This is a genomic window from Pseudacidobacterium ailaaui, from assembly GCF_000688455.1.
GTDB lineage: Bacteria > Acidobacteriota > Terriglobia > Terriglobales > Acidobacteriaceae > Pseudacidobacterium > Pseudacidobacterium ailaaui.
Window position 1 is genome coordinate 3,544,961 of the sequence record NZ_JIAL01000001.1, and the last position, 26,411, is coordinate 3,571,371.

Annotated in this window: 18 protein-coding genes; 7 read left to right on the forward strand and 11 right to left on the reverse strand. The window is 52.9% G+C overall.

Annotated features, from left to right (window positions below; all coding sequences use genetic code 11):
* Window positions 1–24 precede the first annotated feature (24 nt).
* The 9 genes from N655_RS0115830 to N655_RS0115880 form a co-directional block, all read right to left on the reverse strand.
* Window positions 25–1,221 (reverse strand): glycosyltransferase, encoded by a 1,197-nt coding sequence (locus tag N655_RS0115830; protein ID WP_162173568.1) that lies wholly within the window; start codon window positions 1,219–1,221, stop codon window positions 25–27.
* Between the two features lie 111 nt (window positions 1,222–1,332).
* Entirely contained in the window at window positions 1,333–2,079 is a 747-nt protein-coding gene (locus N655_RS0115835; protein WP_026443770.1) for an ABC transporter permease, read from the reverse strand.
* A gap of 32 nt (window positions 2,080–2,111) precedes the next feature.
* Complete coding sequence (locus N655_RS0115840; RefSeq protein ID WP_081823756.1) at window positions 2,112–3,407, reverse strand: condensation domain-containing protein; 1,296 nt, start codon at window positions 3,405–3,407, stop codon at window positions 2,112–2,114.
* The gene (locus N655_RS19455; protein WP_049961488.1) at window positions 3,370–4,380 is read right to left on the reverse strand and encodes a glycosyltransferase family protein; all 1,011 of its coding nucleotides are present in this window, start codon (window positions 4,378–4,380) and stop codon (window positions 3,370–3,372) included. The genes N655_RS0115840 and N655_RS19455 overlap by 38 nt, the downstream gene beginning before the upstream one ends.
* Window positions 4,377–5,768, reverse strand: a complete 1,392-nt coding sequence (locus N655_RS0115850) for a condensation domain-containing protein (protein ID WP_081823757.1) — start codon at window positions 5,766–5,768, stop codon at window positions 4,377–4,379. Before N655_RS0115850 ends, N655_RS19455 begins: the two co-directional genes overlap by 4 nt.
* Window positions 5,765–7,105: a condensation domain-containing protein gene (locus N655_RS0115855; RefSeq protein ID WP_162173569.1), complete on the reverse strand. Its 1,341-nt coding sequence runs from the start codon at window positions 7,103–7,105 to the stop codon at window positions 5,765–5,767. The genes N655_RS0115850 and N655_RS0115855 overlap by 4 nt, the downstream gene beginning before the upstream one ends.
* Window positions 7,102–8,424: a glycosyltransferase gene (locus tag N655_RS0115860; RefSeq protein ID WP_026443774.1), complete on the reverse strand. Its 1,323-nt coding sequence runs from the start codon at window positions 8,422–8,424 to the stop codon at window positions 7,102–7,104. Before N655_RS0115860 ends, N655_RS0115855 begins: the two co-directional genes overlap by 4 nt.
* The gene (locus tag N655_RS19460) at window positions 8,417–12,445 is read right to left on the reverse strand and encodes a non-ribosomal peptide synthetase (protein ID WP_162173570.1); all 4,029 of its coding nucleotides are present in this window, start codon (window positions 12,443–12,445) and stop codon (window positions 8,417–8,419) included. Before N655_RS19460 ends, N655_RS0115860 begins: the two co-directional genes overlap by 8 nt.
* Window positions 12,446–13,050: 605 nt before the next feature.
* Window positions 13,051–16,503: a TonB-dependent receptor gene (locus N655_RS0115880; RefSeq protein WP_162173571.1), complete on the reverse strand. Its 3,453-nt coding sequence runs from the start codon at window positions 16,501–16,503 to the stop codon at window positions 13,051–13,053.
* Window positions 16,504–16,799: 296 nt separating this feature from the next.
* On the opposite strand from N655_RS0115880, the gene N655_RS0115890 reads away from it, so the two are divergent.
* The 4 genes from N655_RS0115890 to N655_RS0115910 all read left to right on the forward strand — a co-directional run bounded on the left by N655_RS0115890 (window position 16,800) and on the right by N655_RS0115910 (window position 21,215).
* The gene (locus tag N655_RS0115890; protein ID WP_026443776.1) at window positions 16,800–18,386 is read left to right on the forward strand and encodes a sodium:solute symporter family transporter; all 1,587 of its coding nucleotides are present in this window, start codon (window positions 16,800–16,802) and stop codon (window positions 18,384–18,386) included.
* Entirely contained in the window at window positions 18,383–19,174 is a 792-nt protein-coding gene (locus N655_RS0115895) for an HpcH/HpaI aldolase family protein (RefSeq protein WP_026443777.1), read from the forward strand. Before N655_RS0115890 ends, N655_RS0115895 begins: the two co-directional genes overlap by 4 nt.
* Window positions 19,175–19,295: 121 nt before the next feature.
* Window positions 19,296–20,696, forward strand: a complete 1,401-nt coding sequence (dnaB, locus tag N655_RS0115900; RefSeq protein WP_026443778.1) for a replicative DNA helicase — start codon at window positions 19,296–19,298, stop codon at window positions 20,694–20,696.
* Window positions 20,697–20,942: 246 nt separating this feature from the next.
* Window positions 20,943–21,215 carry a hypothetical protein gene (locus N655_RS0115910; protein WP_026443779.1) on the forward strand — a complete coding sequence of 91 codons (273 nt, stop codon included), beginning with the start codon at window positions 20,943–20,945 and terminating at the stop codon, window positions 21,213–21,215.
* Window positions 21,216–21,276: 61 nt separating this feature from the next.
* On the opposite strand, the gene N655_RS0115915 is transcribed toward N655_RS0115910, so the two are convergent.
* Entirely contained in the window at window positions 21,277–23,160 is a 1,884-nt protein-coding gene (locus N655_RS0115915; protein WP_026443780.1) for a 30S ribosomal protein S1, read from the reverse strand.
* A 411-nt stretch (window positions 23,161–23,571) separates the two neighbouring features.
* On the opposite strand from N655_RS0115915, the gene N655_RS0115925 reads away from it, so the two are divergent.
* Both N655_RS0115925 and N655_RS0115930 read left to right on the forward strand, forming a co-directional pair.
* Complete coding sequence (locus N655_RS0115925) at window positions 23,572–24,162, forward strand: HIT family protein (RefSeq protein ID WP_026443782.1); 591 nt, start codon at window positions 23,572–23,574, stop codon at window positions 24,160–24,162.
* 123 nt (window positions 24,163–24,285) lie between these two features.
* A complete protein-coding gene (locus N655_RS0115930; RefSeq protein WP_026443783.1) occupies window positions 24,286–24,531 on the forward strand; it encodes a hypothetical protein in 246 nt (81 codons plus the stop codon).
* Between the two features lie 5 nt (window positions 24,532–24,536).
* Here N655_RS0115930 and N655_RS19465 read toward each other — a convergent pair whose 3' ends face one another.
* Window positions 24,537–25,943 (reverse strand): DNA recombination protein RmuC, encoded by a 1,407-nt coding sequence (locus N655_RS19465; protein ID WP_044934900.1) that lies wholly within the window; start codon window positions 25,941–25,943, stop codon window positions 24,537–24,539.
* A gap of 220 nt (window positions 25,944–26,163) precedes the next feature.
* On the opposite strand from N655_RS19465, the gene acpP reads away from it, so the two are divergent.
* Entirely contained in the window at window positions 26,164–26,409 is a 246-nt protein-coding gene (gene acpP / locus N655_RS0115940) for an acyl carrier protein (RefSeq protein ID WP_026443784.1), read from the forward strand.
* Window positions 26,410–26,411: the final 2 nt, after the last annotated feature.

Here is a 26,411-nt window from a genome sequence, read left to right on the forward strand (position 1 = left end):
ATACAGGCTCTCGGCATCATTTCGTCATTCTTTGCTCATCGAAACGGACTCCATCTTTTCCTGCAAGCTGGACAACAACGTTTCCTCCATCAGCGCAGCAACTTCATCACAAATCTCTGTACCTGGACGAATAAGAGATTTCTTTGCCTGACACGATTTCCTGATATCGGGAGAATGCAATAGATATCGCATTTCCTCAATCAGTTTCCCGGTATTTCTGGCCCCACGATGCACCAGACCACATCCCAACCGTTCCATACGTTTTCCATTGTCGAGCTGGTCTGTCCATGTGGGAAGAACAAGTTGCGGAATGCCCGCCTGCAAAGCCAGCGCAATGGTGCCGATTCCGCCATGATGCACCACCGCCTTTGCGCGGGGCAACAGGAGCGGCAATGACGTATAGGCTTCCGGCCATACCGTTTCAGGTAAGGGTGGCAGCTGTTCTACAAACCGCGTCAGGAAAACCGCCCGCATCTTCAATGCTTGGCAAATTTCCAATGCGGATGCGAAGAAAGCCCGCGGGTCCTGTGTTTCCGTTCCGGGATTAAATACAACCGGAGGATCGCCTGTCTCCAGAAACCTTAGCAACCCATCGCTTAACCCTTGGTTTTTGTTTGCATCATACATGGGAAACCCAGTGCAAACTACATTGCGTGGCCAGTCTTCGCAAGCCGGAGAAAACCAGCCGTAAAACAAAGCAACGATCTTTTGAGGCGAATACCACCAATTGCTGAGGACCCTGGACGGCTTCTCCAGTTTCATGTCCTTACATGTCTGCCCCAGCAGTCTTTGACATACCGGATCGAGTACCAGACTTTCCGCACAGCGAAATACCACCTTTCGTAAAGGAAAAGGCATGGCGGAAAACCACTGCATAGATTGAAAAAGGGGTGGCTGCTTTAAAGAATAGAGATGAGCAGGAACTAAAACAGTCGATAAATAGGGTGTGCCATATCGTTCGTGCAATAAGCGCGCCATTGCATAGAAAAAAGGCGGAGCGACCAGAATACTCTGATTGTCCAAATGGTGCGCAGCAAGAGCACACACTTCTTTGACTTTTTTTGCTAGGAACTCACCATAACTTCTTACTTTCGCATAGTAGTTAATTCCACTCGTTTGTTTAAGGAATTGCTCTTTTTCTCCTTCATCTAAAAAACTGAGGACCTGAAAGCCACACTCACGGGCCATCATGGCATAGTTTGAAGTAGTAATGAAGAGCACATCATGACCTCGCCTCATCCACGCACGCCCGACACCCAGATGAGGGTGGATTTCTCCGTCTGACCCGGCAGCAAAAATGATCGCTTTCATAAAGAGACTGAAGATGGCCTTCTAAATTTCCAATTTAGAAAAAAACCAGGCACCCAACACCAGAAAGACTGCCCCCAGGATCGTTAACAGTCCCATGTCCAGAAAATAATTGAAGTGCCAAGATCCGATAAGTGTTCCTCTCAGCCCATCAACTCCGTATGAAAGCGGATTTAGCAAGGTGATTACAGTAAGCACCTTAGGTTGATGGCTGAGGGGATAGAGTGCGCCTGACAGAAAGACCATCGGCATGACCATAAAATTGCCGATGACATTAAAGCTCTGCACGTCCTTGACTGCAGAACCAATCATCGTTCCAAGAGCAGCAAAAGAAAGCGAGATCATTCCCACAAAACCAAAAGCGGGAAGCATATTAGACCAGTGCTGCGGGCGAAAGCCAGCAATCATACAAAGGATAAGGATCAAAACACCTTGAAATAGACCAATGGTCGTTCCTCCCAGAGTGCGGCCTATCATTATAAAAAGTCGAGGCACGGGAGATACTAGTGCGGCCTTTAAAACTCCGAACTGACGGTCCCATAACATGGCTACTCCGGAAAAGATAGCGCTCAGCAGGACCGTCATCCCAATCATTCCCGGCGCCATAAATTGCAGGTAACTTCCCTGCCCCGCTTGCTCAAACACATAGTTAAATCCAAAGCCCAGTGCCAGCAAGTAGAACGCAGGTTGTGCCAGTGAGCCAATAATCTGCACTCGTGAGCGAAAATAGCGTTTCAGCTCGCGAAGCCATAAGACATAAATTGCATTCATCTGTAATTCGTTCTCCACTCCGTCGCTACCCATCACACGACGGCTGCGCTAAGCGCGATGCCGGGTGTTCTATCACTTTCATGATGGATCTGCTTTGTCAGAATCTCTGAAAACATGGCCTTCAACACCTCTGCCTGGCTTCGGTCCAGACATTCGAGGTCGCCAGCGTAATAAAAGCGCAACTTGCCTTGCAAGGTATAGGCAACCAGGCCCAGCAATCGGAAGTTAAAGGAATGTACATACAGGCGGAGGTCTTTTAAACGGAACGGGGACGCCTCATTCTGCAGATCAATGCTTCCCAGATTCGATAAAGCGAAGCGGTTCCAGCTTCCGTTTACTTTCAGCATGTCTCCAACGCGCACCATGGTCTGGATACGTTCCCGTGTTACAGGACGCAGAAGCTCATTAAAGTAGTACCGTTTCGGGATATCAATCATTTCCTTCTCGATCTGCCGGCGTATCTCATCATGGACAACACGCGCCCTCGTCCAAAAATCTTGTTGTGCATGTTCGCCAGTATGTAATTTCAGACTTCCGCCACCAAAGAAGAGCATGTCGCTTTTCAATCTGGACATGCGGCCTCGTCGCACATCCATTGGGCTTTCAATCCATGCTGGTAGTTTTTTTCTTCCCAGCACAGCCAGTAGAGCGCGGTCCAGTGCTACAAATAAGGCCGCATGAATCGAAGTCCCTTCAGCTCTGCACCGTAGTTTGAGCGCCTCTGTCTGTGGGCTGTCAAGGCTCCATTCCAGGTAATATTCGTTGTTCAATGCCTGATGGCTTGAGGCTGGAAGCATCTGTAATAGAAGATTTAATAAGTGGGCCTTCAGCTTTTCCTTCCAGGGATGAGCGGGTGTGTAGTCTCCTATCAGGTCCTGCGCTGTCACCGCAGGATAGGGGACCATCTCTTCTCTGCTCGAGAGGAGCCGCAATGTCTCCCGGACAATCGTAAGCATACTCATTCCATCGCAGATGCGGTGTGAGGATGTAAACAACAGATGATTGTCTGTATTGGACTGTAACCACACTACTCGCAACTGCGGTTGCCCGTAAGGAAAAGGAGTCATTAATTCAGCCTGACGCTCCCGTTCCAGGTCATGATCTCTAAGATACGGAATGATCCTCAGCGGAATCTCTGCTTCGCATTCTTCTTCGTAGTAGAGTTTCCCTCCCTTTTCGATCATGACCATTCGCAGAGCAGGATGCTTCCGCTGTACTCTCTGAATGGAAGAACGGAGTTGTTCTTCAGAGAAATGGCCTTCGAGAGTGACGATGTAGACGATATTGCCATCAATCATGTGTTCGATGGCTGAGAGCTTCCGCCTCATTGAATCCTCCCGCAATGTTCACCGTAGGTCCGCTCTTTAAGACAACCTTTCTTCGCTGAGCCTTACAAAAAGCCGCCACTGCTGGATGCCGTTCTTCGAATGTGCCCAAACTCCCTAGCAGGCCATCCACGTATCCAACAAGTATGGCTACAGTTTTTCTTAATTTCTGCGGCTCATATTGAAGCACACGCAGAATCTGAAGATAGGCAAGAAAGGCGCTTACCCAGTGCAGTCCCCATTGTTTCCGGTGCAGCCGCAAACAGTGCACAGCATTTCGGGCGCCGTAGTAACGCCGCCAAGCAGAATGGTTCGTCGTGTAACGCTTGCCATGACGCTCAATGTTTCCCGTGGTCTGCCGAAGCGTGACCGATGCGTTGACATATACCGGAATGCCCTGCTCTGCAGCCCGCAGACAATATTCGATATCTACATATTCAATAAAATAGTCTTCCCGGAAAGGCCCTAGCTTCCGATAGGCCGAAGCAGAAATTGCGGAGCCCGAGGAAATGATGCACAAAGAAGGAAACAGCCCTTCTTCTCGGTCATCGATGCGGACCCTGTGAGGAAGAGGCCTGGCCGGCTGGAAGATGGGCATACATCGTTGCAAATTGATTTCATAAATCTTGGGACCAAGCAGAAACTCGTCATCCCCAAGTGCATTGCAGGCCTGCATCATTTTGTCAAAAAAAGAGCTCTCAATTTCCGAATCCTGGTCGAGAAGGAAAACCACATCGCATCCTTGCTGCAGAAGGACTTCCATACCTCGGTTATAGGCTCCTGCCAGTCCCCCGCGGTTCTGGTTGTAAATGAGGGGAAGACCCCTTTTCTGCAAGGCAAGATGCAGTTGTGTATCTACATAAGGGGAATTGTCCACAACAACAAGGTTCGTGCAATCAGCAGAGGCTCTTTCAAGGTTGAGCAAAAACTTCTGCGTTGGTTCGTACAGCACAAAGATCAGACCAGCTCGATTCATGTTGTTTGCTCTGCGACAGAGTTTCCGGCCAAGCTTGACTCTTTTTTGCCCGGTAAGAGCACACAGGTATTCAGAATTTCCATTGAACGCCGTTGAATTGCCAGTGCATGAGCATGAGGCAAGGAAAATTCATCGGAGATGATGGCGAATTCCATCCTGCCTGCAAAAGTTGACAGAACCACAGTATTTGCGGGAGTGGGCGACACCATGACCAGAGGACTGTAGACCGCTTCCAGTCGGAAGCCCTGGTATTGCTGCTGCAATTCAATCTTTCCCAGGTTTGATATCGTGAGGTGCCGCACTGCAGGAGCGTTATCTGTGTCAAAGACAAACTGGCCATACTGATCATGCAGCCCTTCCAATGCAACCAGATACGAGTAGACCTGTCGCCCCAGGCGTGTGACTGCGCGATCGATTTCATTTTTCAGCCTTCGCGCACGTGACCAGTAATGGTCTATGGAGATTTGCTCTGTCGATGACAGGCCTTTCACACTCAATTCAATACCGGGCACAATTCCAAACAGAGCATCTGATCTTAAACGTGGAAGATATCGGCGCGCGTTCACCATTGCATAGGTTTTACGCAGACCCTCAGCTCCTCGCACATCACGGAAGGCCTGCATCAGTGCAAGACCTGCCGCGGAAAGTACCGTCACACCTTCTGCTTTCGCACGTTCTGTAAGCCGTTTCGTGCTCGCCTCATCCAGCAACCAGCGATGAAAGTACATCTGCTCAGCAGAAACGCGTGGTGCAGGTTTTCGTCCTGGCTGCAGGGACCGAAAGAACATGACAAGCCTGAGAATTCTTCTCTTCCTCCGGACTTCCCGGTGGAACCTTGGATTGTGCAATAACTCTTGCGGTACAAGGTCTTCGATTGCTCCTAGAGCGTCATAAGATTCTGTTGCCACATGTGCAGGATCATCACATGCAGCCAGCAGGTCACGAAGCAAGGTAATGCCAGACTGGCCGTCACAAATACAGTGGTGCGCAACCAGCAGCAACTCATGGGCAAAACTCGCACGCAGCCAAACTACGCGAAGCAATGGATCCTGGGCCGCATGAAAAGGTCTGCACCATTCGCGGCGGACTTCTCTCTGCCAATCGTCATCGCTCTGGCGTTCTACAATTCGCAATGGTATGGGTTGTGGACGCTTCAGCAACACAAAGGACCGTCCCTGCACAACGCAACGGAGTAGCGGGTGTTTGTTCTGAATACTGGCCAGTGCGCGCACGATCTGGCCCTCTTCCAGCTTGCCTGATATCTGAATGGTAAAAAGGCTGCTGAATGGAGTTTGGCCTTCGCGGAACATCGTTCGTTCCGGCAGCAAGAGGGGCCTGGACCGTTTCCCGATCTCCAGAATCGGCGCCTGTCTCATCTGGAACATCATGAGGCCTCCGCAGGTGCGGCCAAAGTAGCGCCTGCAGCCAATGCCCCTGTTGCTGGCCGTTCTTCAACACAACGATGGAGTTCCGTCATGATCTCGTTTCTGATCTCCATTGCTTCGGCATGGGGAAGAGAAGATTCATCCGAAGCAAGAGAAAAATGAAAGCGGCCTGCAAAGCTGTACATCGCAATCAGGTGGGCAGGTGTGGGTAACATCATGGCAGAAATGTCGCAGATGTCCAGCAGGCGAAACTTTGCATATTGCTGCGGCAAGTCAATTTTGCCTACGTAGCTTAAGGAGACTTTGCTGCCTGCACGTTTGGATTGAGCATAAGCAGCCATCCGGTCATACACATCATGGAACTGCTCCATTCCTAGAAAGAGCGGAAAGACACTGGAGTTGAGCTTTTCCATCCGAGCAGCCATATCAGCTTTAAGAGAACGTGCGAGTCCCCAGAAGTTTTCCTTTGTCAGAGCAATCCTGTGCAGCTTTCGCAGGGACAGCTCGATCGTAGGTGCAATCGCAAACAGGCTGTCGCTACGCAAACCGGGCAGGTAACGCCGGAAATCCACAGGAGCTTCATACTTCCTGATGCGTTCCGGCCCGCATACCTTTGCAAAGGCTTTCATACAGGCAATACTCAGCGCAGCAAAAACGCTGGTCCCTTCCTTCTTGCAATTTGCAATCAGTTTTTGCGACACATCTTCATCCATGGTCCAAAGACAGCGATAGATCCTGCCATATGTCCACGCAGGCTTCGTCCTCGTCAACCGCAGCATGAACTTGGCAGCAGCTACCTTGACTCGAATCCGCCTTTGTAGTCGACGGTCTGCCCAAACATCAGCGGGAAAGACCTCCTCTAAGGCATTCATGGATGTTCTGACACCAATGTCTGCATGGGGCTGATCACAAAGCAGAAGAATCTCACACAGCAAGGTCACTAAGGATCGGCCATCGCAAAGTGCATGACTGCACACCAGCAATAACTCACTCTGTTCTTTCCCCTGCACCCAGACCAATCGTGCCAAAGGCCCCTTGCTTCCTTCGAAAGGCTGCAGTGACTCCTGCATGGCCACATCCAGCCAATCGTCTTCATGGCGGCGTTCTATCATCCGTATGGGAATCGGTACAGGATTTTCCTGCATGACAAACCAGGGACGTTTGTCTTCTTCGACCACCAGACAACGCAGAATTGCGTGCTTTTCCTGCACTCGCCTCAATGCATGGCGTATTTGGGTTTCTGTAAGAAGACCTGAGATTCGGGCCGTAATCATCACATTTACATGAAAGCCCGCACCAAAATAGAGAGCGCGTTCAAACATCGTCAATGGACGTTTCACGCCATCGCCTCCACGGCCTGAACCGCAGCAGCATCCCTTTGTGCAGTCGGCAGCAGTTGCCATCTACACAACCAGCGGATTGCTTCGCCAACGCCATCTTCTTCGCGTACGGCGTTTCCCAGATCTTTGGCCTTGTGCCACATCGCTGGCTGCTGAGTAGCAATCAACGCGGACGAAAGAGCGTCAGGAGTGAGCGTCTTGCGTTCCAGTGCAGGAGGAGCTACTCCCAGGCTGTGAAGCCTGGCCGCCCAGAAAGGCTGGTCTCCAAAAAATGGAACAATCACTGAGGGAATGCCTGCGCGAACAGCCGCCGCCGTCGTCCCGGCTCCGCCATGATGAACTGCAGCAGACATCAGTGGAAACAACTGGTCATGAGGCGCATGGCGTAGAAAAAAAATCCGCTGATTGTAGAGGCCATCTTCACCTTCAAGACCGCCCCAACCTGTGGCAATCACAGCACGCTGACCGCTCTTCTCTACTGCCCTAAGAATGGTCTGCGTAAATTCCTTTGCCTGGTTGCTCACCATGCTCCCAAAGCCGATATAGACAGGCTTTGGTCCCGCAGCAAGAAAATCTTTCAATGCTTCAGAAGGACTCCATTGTTCCTGATCGAGGAACCAATATCCCGTCACCTGTGAGTTCACTGTCCAGTCTGATGGCCGCGGAAGCACTCGTTGGCTAAAGCCATTGATGACTTTCGAATGGTGCAAATCGCGAAAATATGGACCGTACCACGGATAAGGAGACAGACCAAGCTGGGGCCGTACAATGTCGTTGATGGCCGGACGCATCACACTCCAGAAGAGCTTAAACATCACACAATGCGCCCCCAGGCTCACCATACGCGGGAGCCTGCGCTGGGAATGGATCAACATGACAGGCGGTAATATCCCCGACAGCGTGGCCGGTTGCAGGCGCGCAATCGCATAAGGTATTTCACACGCTTCCGATAATGCCTTGGCCAAAAGGATGCTGTTGCTGACGCCAATCAGCAATCGAGCACCCTCGGCTGCTGCCAGACCTTCCTTCACCCAGTGCGCGGCCCAGCCAGCATAACGTTCCCGGAAGATGCGCACCATCGCACGGATATGAAGACCCTGATCGGCAATCGAACGGTCGGTCTCCAGCATTGCCTGGAAGTCAGCCGTCATCGGAAAGAATTCTAGGCCCGCATTGAGGACCATCCCGGCAAAATTCGTGCTTGTGGCAATGCGCACCGGATACCCAGCGCGACGAATTCCCTTTCCCAAGGCCACACAGGGACGCACATCGCCCTGTGTTCCGATTGTGAAAATAACTACAGGCTTAAGCTCAGGCATAGGCTGCTGTACTTTCTCCTGTTTCTTCCAACAGCGCAGCGGGAACCTGTGCAAGACGGTGTACCCCGGGACCACAAAGCTGCTGCTGCAAGACCGCACCAATCATCGCCGCTGGTCCAGGATCCAGGACCTCTTCATGATGGCAGTGAAGAGAATGTACTTCGATCTTTCCTTTAACAAACGGTCTCCACGCCGATGGACTGCGGTGAATCACGCTTACATTGCCGGTCGTTTTGGTCGCATGGAAATAAAGCAGATCAGTTGATACACGGGCAGGCCTGTAATTACGCGCCATCTTCAGGTTATTCAACATGACAGCGGTCAGATGATTCAGAAACTCTGGTTTGTTCTTCATCATCGCCTGGACGATCTTCATCATTCCCTGATGATTGGCCGGTACTAAGTGTGCGTTTTCAGGATGTAGTAGAAACTCTCCCAGCTCCTGGAGTGTCCTCTGTGGTTTTGCTTCTTTAAACTGAATGTCAAGAAAGCTGAGTGCGGCGCGCACTTCTTCTGTCTCGGTTAGCGCAGGACTGAAACCTTCTGGATGAAAAAGAAAAGTATCAATCATCCCGAGCATCTCGACCTCGAGCCTCTGCTCTTCCATCTGCACGGCCAAAGCATGTGCTATGAGCCCACCCATCGAGCGCCCGAGCAGGCGATACGGACCGCGAGGCTGTATACGCCGGATTTGTTGCAGATAATCCGCAGCAGTTTCCTCGATGGTAGCGGGCAAAGGGCCACCCAGAAGTCCTCGCGATTGCAGACCGTAAACCGGAATGCCGTCATCAAGGTGACGCAGTAAGTTTGAAAAACCGATGCTGACGCCAGCCATTGGGTGAATGCAGAAGAGTGCTCGATGCCTGGCAGGGTTTCCTTTCCTTAAGGTCAGTACTTCTCCAAACAGGTCACTGTCCTCATGGCGCAAGCGCTCAATCAAAGCGGCAAGGCTGGCAATGGTGGGCGCCTCAAACAGACTTCCCATGGGCAGTTCCATCTCAAAGTATGCAGGAAAATGGGCGATAAACTCGGCGGCGGAAAGCGAATCGCCACCAAGGTCAAAAAAGTTATCGTGCAGCCCCACTCGCTCAAGATTCAGAATCTCCCGCCATATCCGCGCTAGCTTCTTTTCTGTTTGCGTTACAGGTTCAACATGAATGCCAGAACTTTCGCGCTTAGGGACCGGCAATGCTTTACGGTCCAGCTTCCCATTAGGGGTCAGGGGCATGGCCTTCAGTATCGTAAAGCTGTCTGGCACCATATGGTTTGGCAACCGGCTGGCAAGGAACCAGCGAATCGAACGCAGATCCACGCTTGCTCCGTGGACCGGCACCAGATAGGCATTCAGGGAAATGGACCCGTCGTCGTGGCGCTGCGCGGTGACAGCAGCCTCGGCAATCGTCTCATGCAGCAGAAAGACATTCTCTATCTCACCCAGCTCTACCCTATGGCCATGAATCTTCACCTGGTTGTCTGCTCGGCCAATGAACTCTAAGAAACCTTGTTCATTCCAGCGCACCAAGTCTCCTGTGCGATACATGCGGGAGCCGCAAGGGGAGAATGGATCCGGCAGAAACCGCAGCTCGGTTAATTCGGGCCTATTTCGGTAACCTTTGGCCACTCCCTCCCCACCGATATACAACTCACCAATTGCACCTACGGGAACAAGCTGCTGGGCCTGGTCCAGAACATACAACTGCGTGTTGAGAATAGGACGGCCGATGGGCGGAGGATCGTCCCCAACCTTTTCAATTTGATAAGCAGTGGACCAGATCGTTGTTTCCGTTGGACCATAAAACTGGGTCACACACGCTGCCATACTTTTAAGGCGCGCAGCCAATTCCGCAGTCAGAGCCTCTCCGCCCACCAGCACATGCACACCATCCAGCTTCGTTGCGGTACTGGCCATAAGAATTCGCCATACGGAGGGAGTGGCCTGTACATGGGTCACGCCACTGGACTCGATCAACCTTGCCAGCAGCGGTGGATTGCGAAGCGCTTCACCATCTGCGATCACAACGCAGGCGCCAATGGTAAGAGGCAGATACAACTCAAGCCCGGCAATGTCAAAAATAATCGTAGTCAGCGCCAGAAATCGGTCGTCTGCCTTTGGCGCCAACTGTTCCCGCATACCTTCCAGAAAATTCGCCAGGTTTCTATGGGTTACTTCCACGCCCTTCGGTCTCCCGGTAGAGCCAGAGGTGTAAAGCACATATACGACTCCATCGGGAGAGCTGTAATCCGGCCCGGAGTCCTGGCCCTGTACGCCTGCTTGCAGCGAATCAGGATCCAGCCTTATAAAATCTCCGGAAAATCGCTCCTGCATCGTAGCTTCAGCAATCAAAGCAGCAGGAGAGGCGTCCTCAATCACCAGAGATGCCCGTTCCTCAGGACCATCCAGGTCCAATGGAAGATAAGCAGCTCCAGCGCGCATAATACCCAGCAGTGTTATCAACAGCTGCTCACTGCGCGGCAGGGCCACTGCTACGATGTCTCCCGGCTTCACTCCGGCGGCCATCAGGCCCAGTGCACACCTTACGCTGCGTTCGTGCAGTTGACGGTAGCTCAATTGCCGACCGCCATGCTCAGCAGCAGGAGCATCTGGCGTTAGCCTTGCCCATTGGGCCACCTGTGCCGGAACACTGGCATAAGACCATGACTTTCTCGTGCTGTTCCATGAAACCATCAGAGTGCGGCGCTCTTCTTCTCCGAGAATGTCCAACTGCCGCAAAGGTATCGCGGGATGTTCCAGCACCTGCTCCGTCAGTCTGGTCCATCTTCGCTTGTGTTCATCCAACTCTGCCTGGCTGTACAACAATGGATTTGCATCAAAATCAAAACGCACATCCGCGCCGGTGCCGCGGTCATAGACGAATACTGTCAGGTCTTCCGCGCCGCTATTCGACAAATTATGTGTGATGGTCTGCGCTCCATCGAAGCTCAGCCGATAATCAAAGGGTTCAATGTTTACGCCAAGCCACGCAATGTTCTGGTTGTGCCCAACCAGACCAAGATCACGGCGCAAATCTTCATACCTGTATTGCTGGTGCCGCAGAGCCTGCCGCATGACTCTCGATGCCTGCGTGAGCAGGTCGCCAAAGGTCATCTCAGCATTAAAATGGAGCCGCAGCGGTACAATATTGGCAGCCACCGCGATGGACGACCGCAGTGCAGGTAAAAGCCGTCCAGAAACTGGCATCCGGAAAACCAGATCCTCTGCACCCGTAAAGCGGTGGTAGTATGCCGCTACCAGACTGGTCCAGACCTGGGGCAGGCTGGCACCCCCCAGTTTTCCTATACCGGCCAGACTCCGCACTACTTCTGCAGAAAGATACCCTGTGCTGCGGAGCAGACTACCACTCAACTGATGATGGCCGGATTTGCGCGATAGAGTGACAGGATCAGGCATTCCGTCCAATTGCCGTAGCCAGTATTCCCGGTCCCGCTGAAAACGCTCCGAGGCGCGATACCCAGCCTCAGCCTCTAGCATTGCCTGTACTGTGCAAAATTGGTTCGGAGCAGGTTCATGTCCCCTGGCATATGCTGTATAGACTTCGGCCAGCCTTCGGGCCACCAGGCCTCCACCATAACCGTCATTCACAATATGGTGAGCACGGTGATACCAGAAATAGCGGCCTTCTCCTGCTTTCAGCAAGGCAGATACCCAGAGCGGATCTCTTGCCAGATCCAGCGGGCGGCACAACTCCTCCATCATCCACTCATGGATAGCAGCCTGCGGGTCCGGCCTAAGACTCATGTCGAGATAAGGAAATTCGCCTTCATACGCGGCCCGCACAATCTGCCTGGGCTTGCCGTCTTCCTCCACAATGCAAACCCGAAGCTGTTCAGCCTCACTGGCAACACGATGCAGGGCTTTTCTGAAGATCACCGGATCGATGGCACCACAGATTTCGATTGCCTCGGCAATGTTCATCAGGGCGCCTAGAGCAATCTTTTGACTGAACCATAACCCCCGCTGTGCAACGGTCAACGGAAAAGAACTTTGGCTGCACTCTTTCATCCGATCCTCCACCATGAACAACACCGCTCTGCTGCACCAATCGAGTGGTCCGGTCAACCTGCCTTCTTTTGTCAGGGACACGGCCATGATTTGCCAGACCTGACATCGAAAATGAAGGCCGAACTTCCGGCCCAGGGATGACTGAATTTGGTTCTGCCACAGAACCTGCAATCAGGAGGTCTTAAGATCCGCGCAATCCTGTTACTCGGCGGGCGGATCAGCGCTGCTCAAGCTCCCGCGCAACTCCTCTGAAGCTTTAAAAAAGCACCTCAACGGGAACAACAAATGACACCTGCGTACAACGCGATCCGAGAGAACGGGGCCTTGCCAAGGCAAGTCAAGGGCATAGGTAATATAAATTTATGGTTATTTTAGTAATTTAATACTTCTTTTTAGTAACAGTCTAAAAGTTACCATAGGGTGAGCTGCGCGACAAATAAAATTTTGACTTTTCTCAGAACGAGGTCCAGACAAGGAGAATTGCGCAGATCGGTGGGCTTGAAAAAGAAACGAAGAACATCGTCAAAAAACAGAAGCGCCTCACCCCCTGTCGCACTTAACCACAAGGACCGGTGAGACGCTTCCGGATCTGCTTACAGCTGGTTTCAGAAAACGAATCGGGCACCGAGTTGCAGCACTCGGGGTGAATTGATCTGGCTGGTGGAAGTCCCAAAAGACTGGGAAGTGGGGCTGACATTCGGGCTGTTGAACTGAGGGTGGTTCATCGCATTATATGCCTCCACCCGAAGCTGCAGCATCGTCCGCTCGGTAAAGCTGAAGTTTTTTAACACAGAGCAGTCCAAATTATTGGAGGGGTCCGAACGAAGAGCATAGAGGGGGAATGTCCGGTAATTGTATTGGTTTGGCTGTATCTGGTTCCCGTTGGAGTCTTTCGTTCTTGTATCAAATACGGTGGTATTAAAGGCATGCTGATAATCATGTGGCGTATTGTGAAAGTCATGCCAGTTGCCATTATAGATAACATTTCCCCAGCTCAGGGCCGTGCCTGATTCCCACATGTAGATGCCGGCAACCTGCCATCCTCCAATGACTGCATCCGTCAGATGGCCCGCATCTCTGCCAATGGCCTTACCCCGTCCAAAGGGAAGATCATATGTTACGGTCACGGCCAGATGCTGCGGAAAATCCGACGCATTGGTTCCATACCAAAGCGGTCCTCCAGCATTCAGGGGACTCGCCGCAGCCAGCAACCGGGAATATTCATAATTGATGTTGGCCGCAAGCCCTGAGGAAAGCCGCTTCGTGATGCGCGCCACCAGCATGTTCATATTGGATGAAGCAGCAGGAACCAGTTGTTCATTTACGCTGGAGTACTCCGGAAAACGGCTAAAAAGACTGCTGAGCGTAATGGTTTTTCCTGTACCAATGCCGCTACCCTGGATAAGTCCATAAAAAGGATTGGCCACGGCAGAACCATAAGTTTTGGTGACAACCGGATCGTAATAGGCCGAGCGGCTGAGGAGACCGACCGGAAAATAATCTAATGGTGCTGTATAGGACATATGCACTTGATGATTGCCAATGTAGCCGACCTGAACCATCGTGTTGTGTCCAAGATCGTGCTGAATATCAAAGCTCCAGCGGATACTATAAGCCGCCTTCGGCCTTGGATTGGTGAAAGTAATGGATTGTCCGAGATAGGTGTTGATTCCTTGGCTGCTACCAAACGGTTGGCGCAAAGGATTGGAAGAAGCAGGAAATGGATCCGATAGGGTGGCTGCGGGGGTCAGCATATTGTTATTACTGGCAATGAGTGTATTTGCAATGCTGTATCCGTATGCCTGTGGCGTGTAATAGTCGTTGAATGGGTTGTAATACAGCCCCATACCACCTCGAAAGACGGTCTTGCCATGCAGCGCATCCGGAGCATAGGCCAATCCGATGCGGGGACTCACATAAAGCGATTGTGTCGAGTAGTTGCTGCGGTTGCCAGAAGATGCATAGAGCAAGCCACCCGTCGGAGAAAAGCTTGCTGGCGCGGCCGGGTATTTTGAGGCTTCCGCGGCAAAGGCCGCCTCTGCCGCAGCCGTAGCGCTGTTCACAGCATTTGGATCAAAGCCAATCACTGCCTTGTTATGACTTTCAGTAATGGGAGTTTCATGCTCCAGCCGCAGACCCAAGTCCAGTGAAAGCTCGTGTGTCAGCTTCCAGTGGTCCTGCAAAAACCCTGCAAAGTACCAGTTGTTGTATAGGAAGGAGTCGTTAATGTCATACTCTCCACTCATAGGCAGCCCTAACAGGAATTCAGCCAGAGAGTCGCCAAATGGCGCTGCCGCCTTGTTTGTGCCTGCCGTCACCCAGTTCCCCGCAGCATTTGTGAAAGAAAAGGTGCCGGCAGAATAGCCCGGATTCTGGGTGCCAAGTTTGTTCAACCGGAAATCCATTCCCGTCTTCAGCGTGTGCCGGTCCCAGTCTTTGGTCAGATTTGTAAAAAGCTGATAGGTAACAAATTTTTCGATGCTTCCTGGCTGTGTGCTGAGGCTGGGAATGCTTGCTCCATCGCTGAATGAAATGCGTGGCATCGCAGGGAACCTTGAGTTTGAAGCCATATAAGAGGGATAGCCTAGAGCAGAAGCATTCAATCCCTGACTGGGGATTGCGCTCTGCTGGAGGGTCCGGGAGAAGCCCAGCCGCGTGTCCAGAAAAAGTTTGGGAGTAAAAACATAGACATTGTCCAGCATCCCTCCCCAGATGTTGGTAATGCTGGTCGATCCCTCGGCAATGTTCGGAAAGACTCCCGTCTGCGTCTGATTGTTATTGCTGCGATGGAGCTCGAAAGTGAGCTTGTCCGCCTGGCTTACGTTGTAGTCCAGTCGGCCCTCGCTGGAACGGTAATCGAAAATGGTGGGAGTATTGGCAAGAAAGTTGTTCTCCCCATCCGGCTTTGTTGTAGGGCCGCTATAGTTAGGCAGCGGGATATACTTCACATATGCTTGGGCGACAGGGTTAATGGTTAGTCCCGCATTGGCAAAAACATTTCCCGGAATCGGCTGCCGACTCACATTCCCGCCCGACATGGTGGCATTGTACGGGTTGTAAAGTTGATAGCTGCTGTTCACTCCCAGTAAGGCCGAAAAATCCCCGGAACGCTCAGCATCAGTGGGTACCGATGCGATGGTTGTACCGGGCGCTTTTGTACTGAATCCCTCGTAAGCATAGAAAAAGAACAACCGGTTACGCCCATTAAAAACCTTGGGAATCCATACAGGACCGCCCACCGCTGCTCCAAACTGATTTTGATGTGTCGATTGGGTGGTTGTACTAAAGAATGGCTGCGCCGCCAGCGCCGATGTTTCATAGAACTCCAGCAAAGACCCGTGAAACTGGTTTGTTCCGCCTTTCGTGGTGATGTCTACCGTCCCTCCGGACGTATCTCCCAGAGATGCGTCCGAGGAGAAAACATCCACACGGACCTGATCTACCGCATCCAGCATCGGACTGAAAGCAGAGACACGTCCGCTGTCTTCCATATTGGGAGTACCGTTCAATTCAATCTCATTACTTTGAGAGTTTCCGCCGCCCAGCGAAAAATCACTGGCGCCTGAATTGTCAAAGGGGCGGACCTGAGACGTCGCATGCTTGAGCTTGGGAACCACAGCATATTCATCACGCGCAAAACCCAGCGCCGAGCGGCCGTTGCTAGGCAGGTCCTCGATTTCCTTTGTCGTCAGGACCTGTCCGGCATCAGCGGAGGCCGTATCCAACAACGGTGATTGCGCGGCAACCGTGACTGTCTGCGACGTGCTGCCTACTGTCAAGGCAACATTCACTGTGACCTTGGCCCCCGTGTCCAGTTGCAGACCTACCCGTTCATACTTTTCAAAGCCGGATGCCACTACTGTGAGGTTGTAAGGACCTGGCGCAAGAAAGGGAACATAGTAGTCGCCTGAAGTACCAGAGCGCACCACGGTAGCGGCCGCCGTGGCTGTGTTGGTAATGGTAATGACAGCATCCGGTACCACGGCGCCTGAAGGATCGCTTACCCTCCCGGTTAATGTGGCCCGGAACTCCTGTGCGGCGGCAACGCTAACAAACATCGCTGCCGCTAAAACTCCAAAAAGAAATTTTATGAAGCGCATGGCCCTCCCCTAAAATGAAACGCCATTACACTTCATCAAAAATGAAATTGTCAATATATTTCTGAAAATACTTTCTATTTACATATATAAATGAAAGTTGTTTGTAAAAATGAGGATCAATCCTATACTCTTCAAAAAGTAAGATGAAAAGCAGGCATCCATATGCATCGATCCTCTGGCCCAAATGCTTTGCTGGGGAACTTGCTTCGGCTTAAGTCTAAGCAGACATTGGCACTTGCGGAGAAAACCATCTCGTGATCTGGCTGCGCATTCTGAATCCGGCCATCCTTGCCATCTACGTGGCCGCCCTTTTTGCTTTGGGGCTGCGCTTTTTTCGCCGTCAACGCACTACGGACCGCTATTTCATGGCTGGTCGTAACGTTCCCGGATGGTTGATGGGCATTTCCCTGCTGGCAACGATCATCACCAGCGTCACTTTCATCGCGTATCCTGGAGCGGCCTATGAAGGAAACTGGGCGCTTCTCACGCCCGGCATGATGATTCTGGCCCTTCCTGCCACTCTCGGCTTGATTGTTGTTCCTTTTTTCCGACATCTCGTGGGCATGTCCGCATTTGAATATTTCGGAATGCGCTTCGGACCAGGAGTCCGGATGTACTGTGCTGCTACATTTGCCATTGGACATTTATGCAAGATAGCGTTTGTTCTCTATTTGTTGGCACTCACCGTCAACAGCATGACTGGCTGGAGCAGTCTCCTGATGCTAGCAATCACAGCCATGGTCGGAATACTGTACGCATTCATCGGAGGCTTCGAAGCGATTTTATGGGCCGATGTGATCCAGGGGGTGCTGCTCTGGATAGGCGTACTACTGGCGATTGGATTCCTTCTCTATCAGACCCCTGCTCGTTTTTCTGCGGTCTTTCAGGCTGCATGGCAGGCGCATAAATTCAGCCTAGGTTCTACAGCAATTGATTTTCGACAGCCTACTGTCGTCGTCTTGTTGATTTACGGGTCTTTCTTTTATCTCCAGAAGTACACCGCTGACCAGACCGTCGTGCAGCGGTATCTGGCAGCGCGCAGCGACCGCCAGGCGCTCCGCGGAATTCTGCTGGGTGCGCTCCTCTGTATTCCGGTCTGGGTACTATTTATGCTGGCGGGGACCCTGCTCTGGGGCTATTACCACTTCAGCCGTGAACCACTTCCTCCTTTCATCGCGCGGAGCGACCAGGTCTTTCCCTACTTTCTTTCCTTTCACCTTCCTCCGGGAGCGGGTGGGCTTTTTCTGGCCGCGCTGTTCGGCGCAGGGATGGCCATGCTCTCATCGGACCTGAATTGTCTCGCAGCAGTACTGGTGCGGGACTTTTACCAGCACTGGAGGCCGGCGGCCACCGACCGGCAAAGCCTGCGAATGGGCCGATGGCTGGTACTGGCAAATGGCATCCTCGCCTTAGCCGGAGCATGGACTCTGGGCCATACTCACGGCACGATCCTCGCGCTCTATTACGCTGCAACGTCCATTGTTGCAGGTGGACTCGCCGGCCTGTTTTTACTTGCATTTCTTAGTCGGCGTGCGACCCGGCACGCCGCCTGGATGGCCATCGGCTCTAATTTGGCTTTTACCTTCTGGGCCACGCTGACCTCGGGAAAACATCCTCTGATTTCCTGCCGGATTTCTTTCTTCTGGCATGAATACATGATTGGAGCTGTCGGTCAGCTGCTTGTTGTGGCCATCGGATGGATCGCCAGCAGGTGGATGAAGGTTCCTAAAGATGGGCCCATGACGCTGTGGAAGTGGCTGCGATCCAGCAGACAACCCCATCCACCGCAAGCTCCTCTCCATCCGCATCTTTTTCAAACTCACGAATTGGAGAAACTATGAACCGCTTCCATCAGGCTCTTGAACACAGACGGCGGCCGCTCCTGGGTGCATCGATCTACTTTTACAATCCATTTTTCCTCGAAATTGTCGCGGAGATGGGTTTCGATGTTCTTTGGATCGAGATGGAACATGCCTTTATCACTTTTGCTGAGGCTGCTGATCTCTGCCGGATGGCGCAGGGGCGCAATCTTCTGACGATGATCCGTGTGCCGGATGCGCGCCGTGAAAGCGTGTTAAAGGCTGCCGAATGCGGACCGGACATGATTGACTTGCCGATGGTGGACTCTCCGCAACAGGTAAAGGAACTACTCAGTTATGCAAAATTCCCTCCATTGGGACACCGGGGATTCTTCAGCGTCTCCCGCTCCCTGAATTACGGTCTTGTGGAAAATCTGAGCCAGGCGCAACAGAGGCTCAATGATGAACTCTCCCTCCTGGTCCAGGTGGAAACCGCAGAAGCCCTCGACCGCCTTGACGAGCTTTGCTCGATAGACGGCGTAGACATTTTTATCGGTCCGGCAGACCTTTCCGCAAGTCTCGGATTCCCCGGGGAGACGACACATCCGAAGCTGCTCGAAGCAGGCCATCACATTACCCGAACAGCGAAAAAATACGGACGTCGCGTGGCGACGGCCGTAAATCACCGGGAAGCCTCTGCATGGATACAGATGGGTGTGGACCTTGTTTTCTGCGCCAACGACGTCGTGTGCCTGCGCAATGGAGCAGCTGCCGTCATGCGGGAAACATCAGAGATGAGAACCAATATCGAAGTCGCCAAGGTCTCCTGATGGCTTGCGGAGCCGGGTAGGCAATTTCGTCCTCAGTTTTCCTCAGCTTTCTGCCCCAAGCCACAGAATTTTTTGCTCAGACGCATGCAACCAGCAGAAAAAATTCTTACACTTCAGAGTGATGGCCACTGCTTCTGACATCGAATTTGAACGAGGTCTTCCGGCCAGCCCGGACTCAGAGCGCTCAATCCTTGGCTCCATTCTGCTGGACAACCACCTATACAACGAAGCTGCGGAAAAGCTGAATGCTGAGGACTTTTCGCTGGATTCCCACCGGCGCATCTTCGCGCGCATGGCAGAGATGATTGATGCCGGACGCGCGGTGGACATCATCACGCTTTCCGAGGAGCTGAGCAAACGTAAAGAACTGGAAGCCATTGGCGGGGTCGCTTATCTGGCGTCTTTGACCGAAGGTCTGCCCCGGCGCCCCTCGATCGAAGAGTACGTCCGCATTGTCAAGGACAAGTCGCTCTTGCGCCAGCTCATTCACATCTGCTCCACCGCGATTACACAAGCGGCGGACCAGAGTGAAGATGCCCTGGAGGTTCTGAACGCAGCCGAAAGTGGCTTGCTTGAAGTCACAGAACGCGGCATCACACGCGGCTTCGCCAGCATTCCTGAAATTGTTCGTGACTCCTTCGGGACCATTGACAATCTCTACAAGGAAGGCCGTGAAGTCACCGGGCTGGCCACACACTTCACGGATTTTGACCGCATGACCAGCGGCCTCCAGGCGTCGGAGCTGATTATTATCGCAGCGCGCCCCTCGATGGGGAAAACGGCATGGGCCATCAATATCGCACAGAACGCGGCAGTCTATGGCGGCAAAGTCGTTGCCATCTTTTCGCTCGAAATGTCAAAGGAGTCGCTGCTCCGCCGTATGCTCGCCTCACAGGCCCTGGTCGACTCGCAGAAGATCCAGAAAGGTTTTCTGCTCCGTGAAGACCAGCAGAAACTAACCCATGCGCTGGAGCAACTTGCTGAATCCAAGATCTTTATCGACGACACGCCGGGGATATCCCTCACGGAAATGAGGGCCAAGGCACGCCGCCTGCGGCAGATGCAGGGAGGTCTGGATCTGATTGTAGTCGACTACCTGCAGCTGATGACGGCCAGCGCACCTGGCCCGGGGGCCAAACGTTATGAGAACCGCACCCAGGAAGTTTCAGCCATCTCGCGCGGTTTGAAGGCCCTGGCTAAAGAACTCCAGGTCCCGGTCATTGCGCTCTCACAGTTGAGCCGTGCTTCAGAACAGCGTGGAGGAGACAAAAAACCCATGCTCTCCGACCTACGGGAATCCGGCTCCATCGAGCAGGACGCCGATGTGGTTGCCTTCATCCATCGCGAGGCCTATTACAACCGCGATGAAAACGGGAATCCTGACCCGGAGAGTGAAGGCAAAGCAGAAATCATTATCGCCAAACAGCGCAACGGCCCCACCGGATCCGTACATTTGGCATATCTTTCCAAATGCACCCGGTTTGAGAACCTGGCCTTCGGAGGAGAAGGCGGGGAGTACTGACAGACTGGCCTTTGACAGCGTAGCCCCGGTTTCATCCTCCACATAACTCTTTTTGATGAACGCGCTTAGTCCTTGCTCTCTGCCTTCAAGATGTGCAAGCATTGCACACCATAGAAAGGGTGCTGGATGCTTTTGCTTTCTTGCTGTAGAAAATCCTGTCCGGTGAAAGCAATCTCGTTCCCTGCATCTAAGTTGAGGAAACGATGTGTGATGGTCATGCACCATGCATTGTGCTAAGGAGGAGAAATGCAGGTTTTCTGCTTGGCAACTTCAGAACGCGCCGACATTTCCTGCCCGGTTTGTGGCCAGAGCTATGCCCTTTATTTTGAACGCAAATCCTTGGAGGAACGTCTGGCTGCGATGCACGCAGTACAGGAAACCCTGACCCACCATCATGCCCGCGGCGGGGCGGCGCCAGATGTACATCCGCAAAAGGCCTTTACCGTGCCGGAATGGAATGGACCGGCTCATATGTCCGGTGCCGCCATCCTGGGCGGCGCGCCTCCCTGGGCCGCCTGAAAAGAAAAACGCCACCCCGGAAATGGGATGGCGTTTTTTAGAGAAAGCTGTGGACCAGAGGTTATTGCCGCTTCCAGTTCACCAGATCCCCAAGGGTTGTAGTAGAGCTGGATACTGGCTGCTTGTAGGCTTCCACATCAGCACGGCTGGCCTCTTCGCCGACAGCACGAAGGCTGAGGCCAATCTTCTTCTCATCTGGATTCATCTTAATGATCTTGAAGTCGTGCTCCTGCCCTGTTTCCAGCTTCACTGGAACACCATTACTGTCCGTAGCTTCAGAGACGTGGCAGAGTCCTTCAATGCCTTCAGCGATTTCAACAAAAGCACCGAACTGCGCCGTACGCAGGACCTTTCCATGTACCACATCGCCAATGCGATGAGTATTGAAGAAGGTCTCCCAAACGTCTGGCTGAAGCTGCTTGATTCCCAGAGAAAGACGCCGGTTTTCCGGCTCCACTCCCAGAACCACAGCCCGGACCTTCTCGCCTTTTTTCAGGACTTCAGAAGGATGTTTCACACGTTTTGTCCAGCTCAGATTGCTGACGTGGACCAGACCGTCAATTCCATCCTCAATCTCAACAAAAGCCCCGAAATCTGTCAGGTTCCGCACCCGTCCCTCAACCACGGTCCCCGCCGGATATCTCTCAGAGAGATGCTCCCAGGGGTTCTCAAGAAGCTGCTTCATCCCCAGGGAGATACGACGGTCCTGCGGGTTGACGGCCAGAATGACGGTTTCAACTTCATCGCCCGGTTTCACGATCTTTGAAGGATGCTTCATCCGCTTTGACCATGTCATTTCTGAGACGTGGACGAGACCTTCAATGCCTTGTTCCAGTTCCACAAACGCGCCATAATCGGTCACGCTGAGGACGCGGCCGCGCACACGCGCGCCAATCGGATAACGCTCTGCTGCATCCAGCCACGGATCAGGGGTCAACTGCTTAAAGCCAAGAGAGACCCGCTGTTTTTCGCGGTCGAACTTGAGCACTTTGACCTGAATCTCGTCCCCCACATTGACCAGATCGCGCGGATGGGTCAGGCGGCCCCAGGACATGTCCGTGATGTGAAGCAGGCCATCGATTCCACCAAGATCCACAAATGCGCCATAGTCGGTGAGGTTCTTGACTGTACCGGTCAGAACGCTGCCTTCTTCCAGGTGCTCCAGGGTCTGAGCACGCTTTGCAGCAATCTCCTCCTCCAGAATCTCTTTGCGAGAGACCACCACATTGCCGCGCTTTTTGTTCAGCTTGATGATCCGGACTTCGATCGGCTGCCCGATATAACCATCCAGATTGCGGACCGGACGGACCTCTACCTGAGAACCCGGCAAAAAGGCCTTAATGCCTAGATCAACGGTAAGACCGCCTTTCACGCGGCTCAGGACCGTGCCGGTCAGATTGGTCTTCTCATTGTAGGCCCGCTCAATGGTGTCCCACACGCGATGCCTGACGGCCTTCTCATAGCTCAGGAGATAGCCACCCTCTGGCTCCTCGCGCTCGATGACGACCTCTACGGTCTCTCCAGGATGGAGTTTTGGCTGGCCGGTGTGGTCGAGGACCTGTTCGATAGGAATCAGGCCTTCAGACTTCATGCCAACATCCACAACGACGTGTTTGTCGGTGAGTTTGATGACCGTGCCCTGCACAATATGTTGGTCATCAAAGGCCTGTGCCGCAGCCTGCTCGGCCTGCTCGCGGTCAAAAGACTCAAGCACGGCGGCAAAATCTTCCATACTGTTCAGGTCCGGCTCTTCTTCCTGTTCCTGCTGCACAGCAACCGGATGTTCGGGTTCGGCTGCCTGCTCCGGAGAAGAACTGGCTTCCGGGTTGTGGGTGGTTTCTAAGGACGGTGCTTCCTGCTCCGTCGCTGCTTCAAGCGTTGGGGTTTCAAGTTCGGTGTTCAGAGGAGTGCTCTCGGTTTGTTCAGGATTTAAGACGTCTGCCATAACAGCCAGCTCAGTGGGATTCACTTTCGGCGGCCCCGGTCCGTGCCCGCCCTGCAAGATGATGCCTGCAGATTAATTCTCCGCTTTACCTCATAGATTCAGGCAGATGCGGCGAAGATTCGGGAATCGTCTTTCCTTTTTGCACCAGACCGCGCGGAAGATCTCGCAGTGAGACAGGGGAGTGCTTTTCCACTCGCGTCCATCTCAGTTGGGAACATCCGCCAGGCAGGAACATGCAGGAGCGGCGATTTCGGAACTGTGCTGGAATCCCGCGCACACAGCCCCGATGAAATCAGGATAGAACTCTGCGCTGGCAGTGTCAAACCAACAGGCCGCTTTTTCATGAATTTGCACAAAATCACCGCTGACCGGCCAGTTGCACTGCCGCACTCGCTCCAGTATAGGTAGCCTATGGACCACCTGTGGACACCCTGGCGATACACTTATGTCACTACGGCCGACCAAGCAAAGCGTCAGGGCGTGCCGGAAGAGCTCTCGGCCTGGCCAGGAGATACGGGCTGCGTCTTCTGCAATCTTCTTGAGGCCACAAAGTACTCAGAAAACCAGGGCATGGCAACAGAAGAGGCCGAAAGGGCCGCCCTGATTGTTCACCGGGGCCAGAACACTTTTGTCTGCCTCAACCGTTATCCCTATACCTCAGGCCATGTAATGGTACTGCCTTATGCGCACGAAAGCTCCCTTGCCGCCCTGCCTCCTGCAGCCGCACATGAAATGATGGATACGGCGCAACGGCTGGAAAAGGTCCTCTTGCACATCTATCGCCCGGAAGGTATCAATATGGGGCTCAATCTGGGCAAGGCGGCCGGCGCCGGAGTGGCCGGGCACCTGCATCTGCATGTCCTGCCGCGATGGGTGGGCGACACCAACTTCATGACTGTTGTTGGTGAAACACGGGTCCTGCCCGAGGATTTGCAAACCACCTGGCTGCGCATACGGGAGGGGTTTGCTCTCATGTCTGCAGACCAGCAACTGGAAAGATGAGCAGACGACCGACCTAGCAAAAAGAGCCCTCTGCCAGACGAAAATGCAAAACGGAATATTTTCTTTCTGACATTCGATTGCGCGCATCTAACAGTTTTAAAAGTAGTTTCACCAGGGTGCCGCATGAAAAAGACCGAATCCGAACCTCGGAACCACGAAGAGCATTCCGCAGGAAAGCGGAGCGCTCCCACCAGCGTACAGTCTCATGCGCCGGTTGAACCTGAGGATGCTCAACTGACCGGGGCCAGCCGCTCCTTACAGCGCCGCCTTTTGGGCCTGAATGTGGAAAACGGTCATGCACAGCAGCACCCAGATACCCCTGCAGGACAGCATGCAACAGGGTCATTTACTGGCGAAAAGAAGAAGTAATCCTGCTACTCATCTTCTTCCGTCTCCTCGGTCGTCTCCTGATCTAACAGTGGAGAGGAAAGCTCTGGCAATGTTTCCATGGCAGCTTCCACCAAAGGGGTGGGAATATTTTTGGATGGCTTGATTCCCAGATCGCGCAGCATCTCCGCCTGACGGATAACATTTCCTCGACCTGTAGAGAGCTTCTTCATGGCTTCGTCATAGCTTTGGCGTGCCGCATCCAGGCTCCTACCCACATTTGTTAATTCCACTGTGAAGGAAGCAAGCTTCTCATAAAGCTCGCCGCCGCGCCGCACAATTTTTTCGATGTTGCGTGTCTGGCGTTCCTGTCCCCACAAATAAGCGATCGTGCGCAGCACAAACAATAGGGTCGTCCGGCTTACGAACAAGACATTCTGGTCCCATGCATCCTGCCACAACCTGCCATCATTGGCCATAGCGAGCGTAAAGGCCGGCTCGATCGGCACAAACAGAATGACGAAATCCAGTGATTTCAAACCGTAGAGTGCGTGATAGTTTTTTTGCGACAGGCCTTTGATGTGGGCCCGTATCGAGGCCAGATGTCTCTTAAGGGCCCCCTCTCTGACCACCTCATCGTCCCCGCCGCTACAGTATTCACTGTATGCAAGCAAAGAGACTTTCGAGTCAATGACGACCTGTCTTCCTCCCGGCAGTTTCAGAATGACATCAGGACGCGAGCGTTTTCCGTCCTCACGGTCAAAGCTCTCCTGCACGGAGTATTCATGGCCCTTCTGCAGACCCGCTGCTTCTAGCAGCTGTTCAAGAACCAGCTCGCCCCAGTCTCCCTGGGTTTTCGAGGAACCCTTCAGAGCATTCACAAGATTTTCCGCGTCCTTGGTAAGCCGCTCATTAAGAGTGCGCAGACCCTCAATCTGGGTCTTCAGCTCCGAATGCCGGGCAGTACTCTGTGTCTTAAGCGATTCCAAGGTGTCCTTGAATTCCCCAAATTTTTCCCGCACCGGGTCCAGCAGGTGGCCAATTTGCCTTTCGCTCCATTCATCAAACTCTCGGGCGCGCTTTTTCAGGATGTCATCTGCCAGCAGCTTGAACTTCCCTTCCAGAAGGTCCAGCTTTTCCTGTGCCGACTGGCGTTCCTTTTCGAGGGCAGTCGAAAGCTGCGCTACCTGCTCGCGCAATGACATCAGATCGGCTTCTGCCCTGGCACACCTGGTTTTTTCGGCCTCAAGGGCCCGGTTTGATTCGGTCCATTGACCCTGGACCGCTTTCTTTTCAGCTTCCAGACGGGCAATGGTGGTCCGCAGTTCCATCTCCGACTGGCGCAGCCTCTCCACCTCACCCTGCGCCGGGCGACTCTTGTTGGCCTGGATCCAGAAGCCAAGCACGACACCAACCACCAGGGCCACAACTACAAGCACAGTCATTAGAGGCATAGCGATATACTCGCATTGAAAAGGTGGCAAGTAAAAGTGGACGGTGGACTCTGTATTCGTACAAAAAAGCACCGTCCCCCGGACGGCCAGTCCTTGCCTCGATGGCCAGTCCTCAGTAGACTTGAAATTTCTGAGTACGGTATTCGTGTGCCTTTTCCGACCGTCTGCCGTCCCGGAATGCTCATACAAATTTTGCCGTAACGACAAACAGGAGAATCGCATGGCAGCAGTAGAAGAAAAAGTAAAGCAGATCATTGTGGAACAACTTCAGGTAGATGAAGCGGAAGTGACACCCAGCGCATCCTTCCAGGAAGACCTTGGAGCAGACTCGCTCGATGTGGTTGAGCTGGTCATGCAGTTTGAAGAAGCCTTCGACCTTGAGATTCCCGACGAAGATGCTGAGAAGATCAAGACGGTGAAGGATGCGATTGATTACATCGAGAAAAACGCGAAAGGTGGCAAGTAACC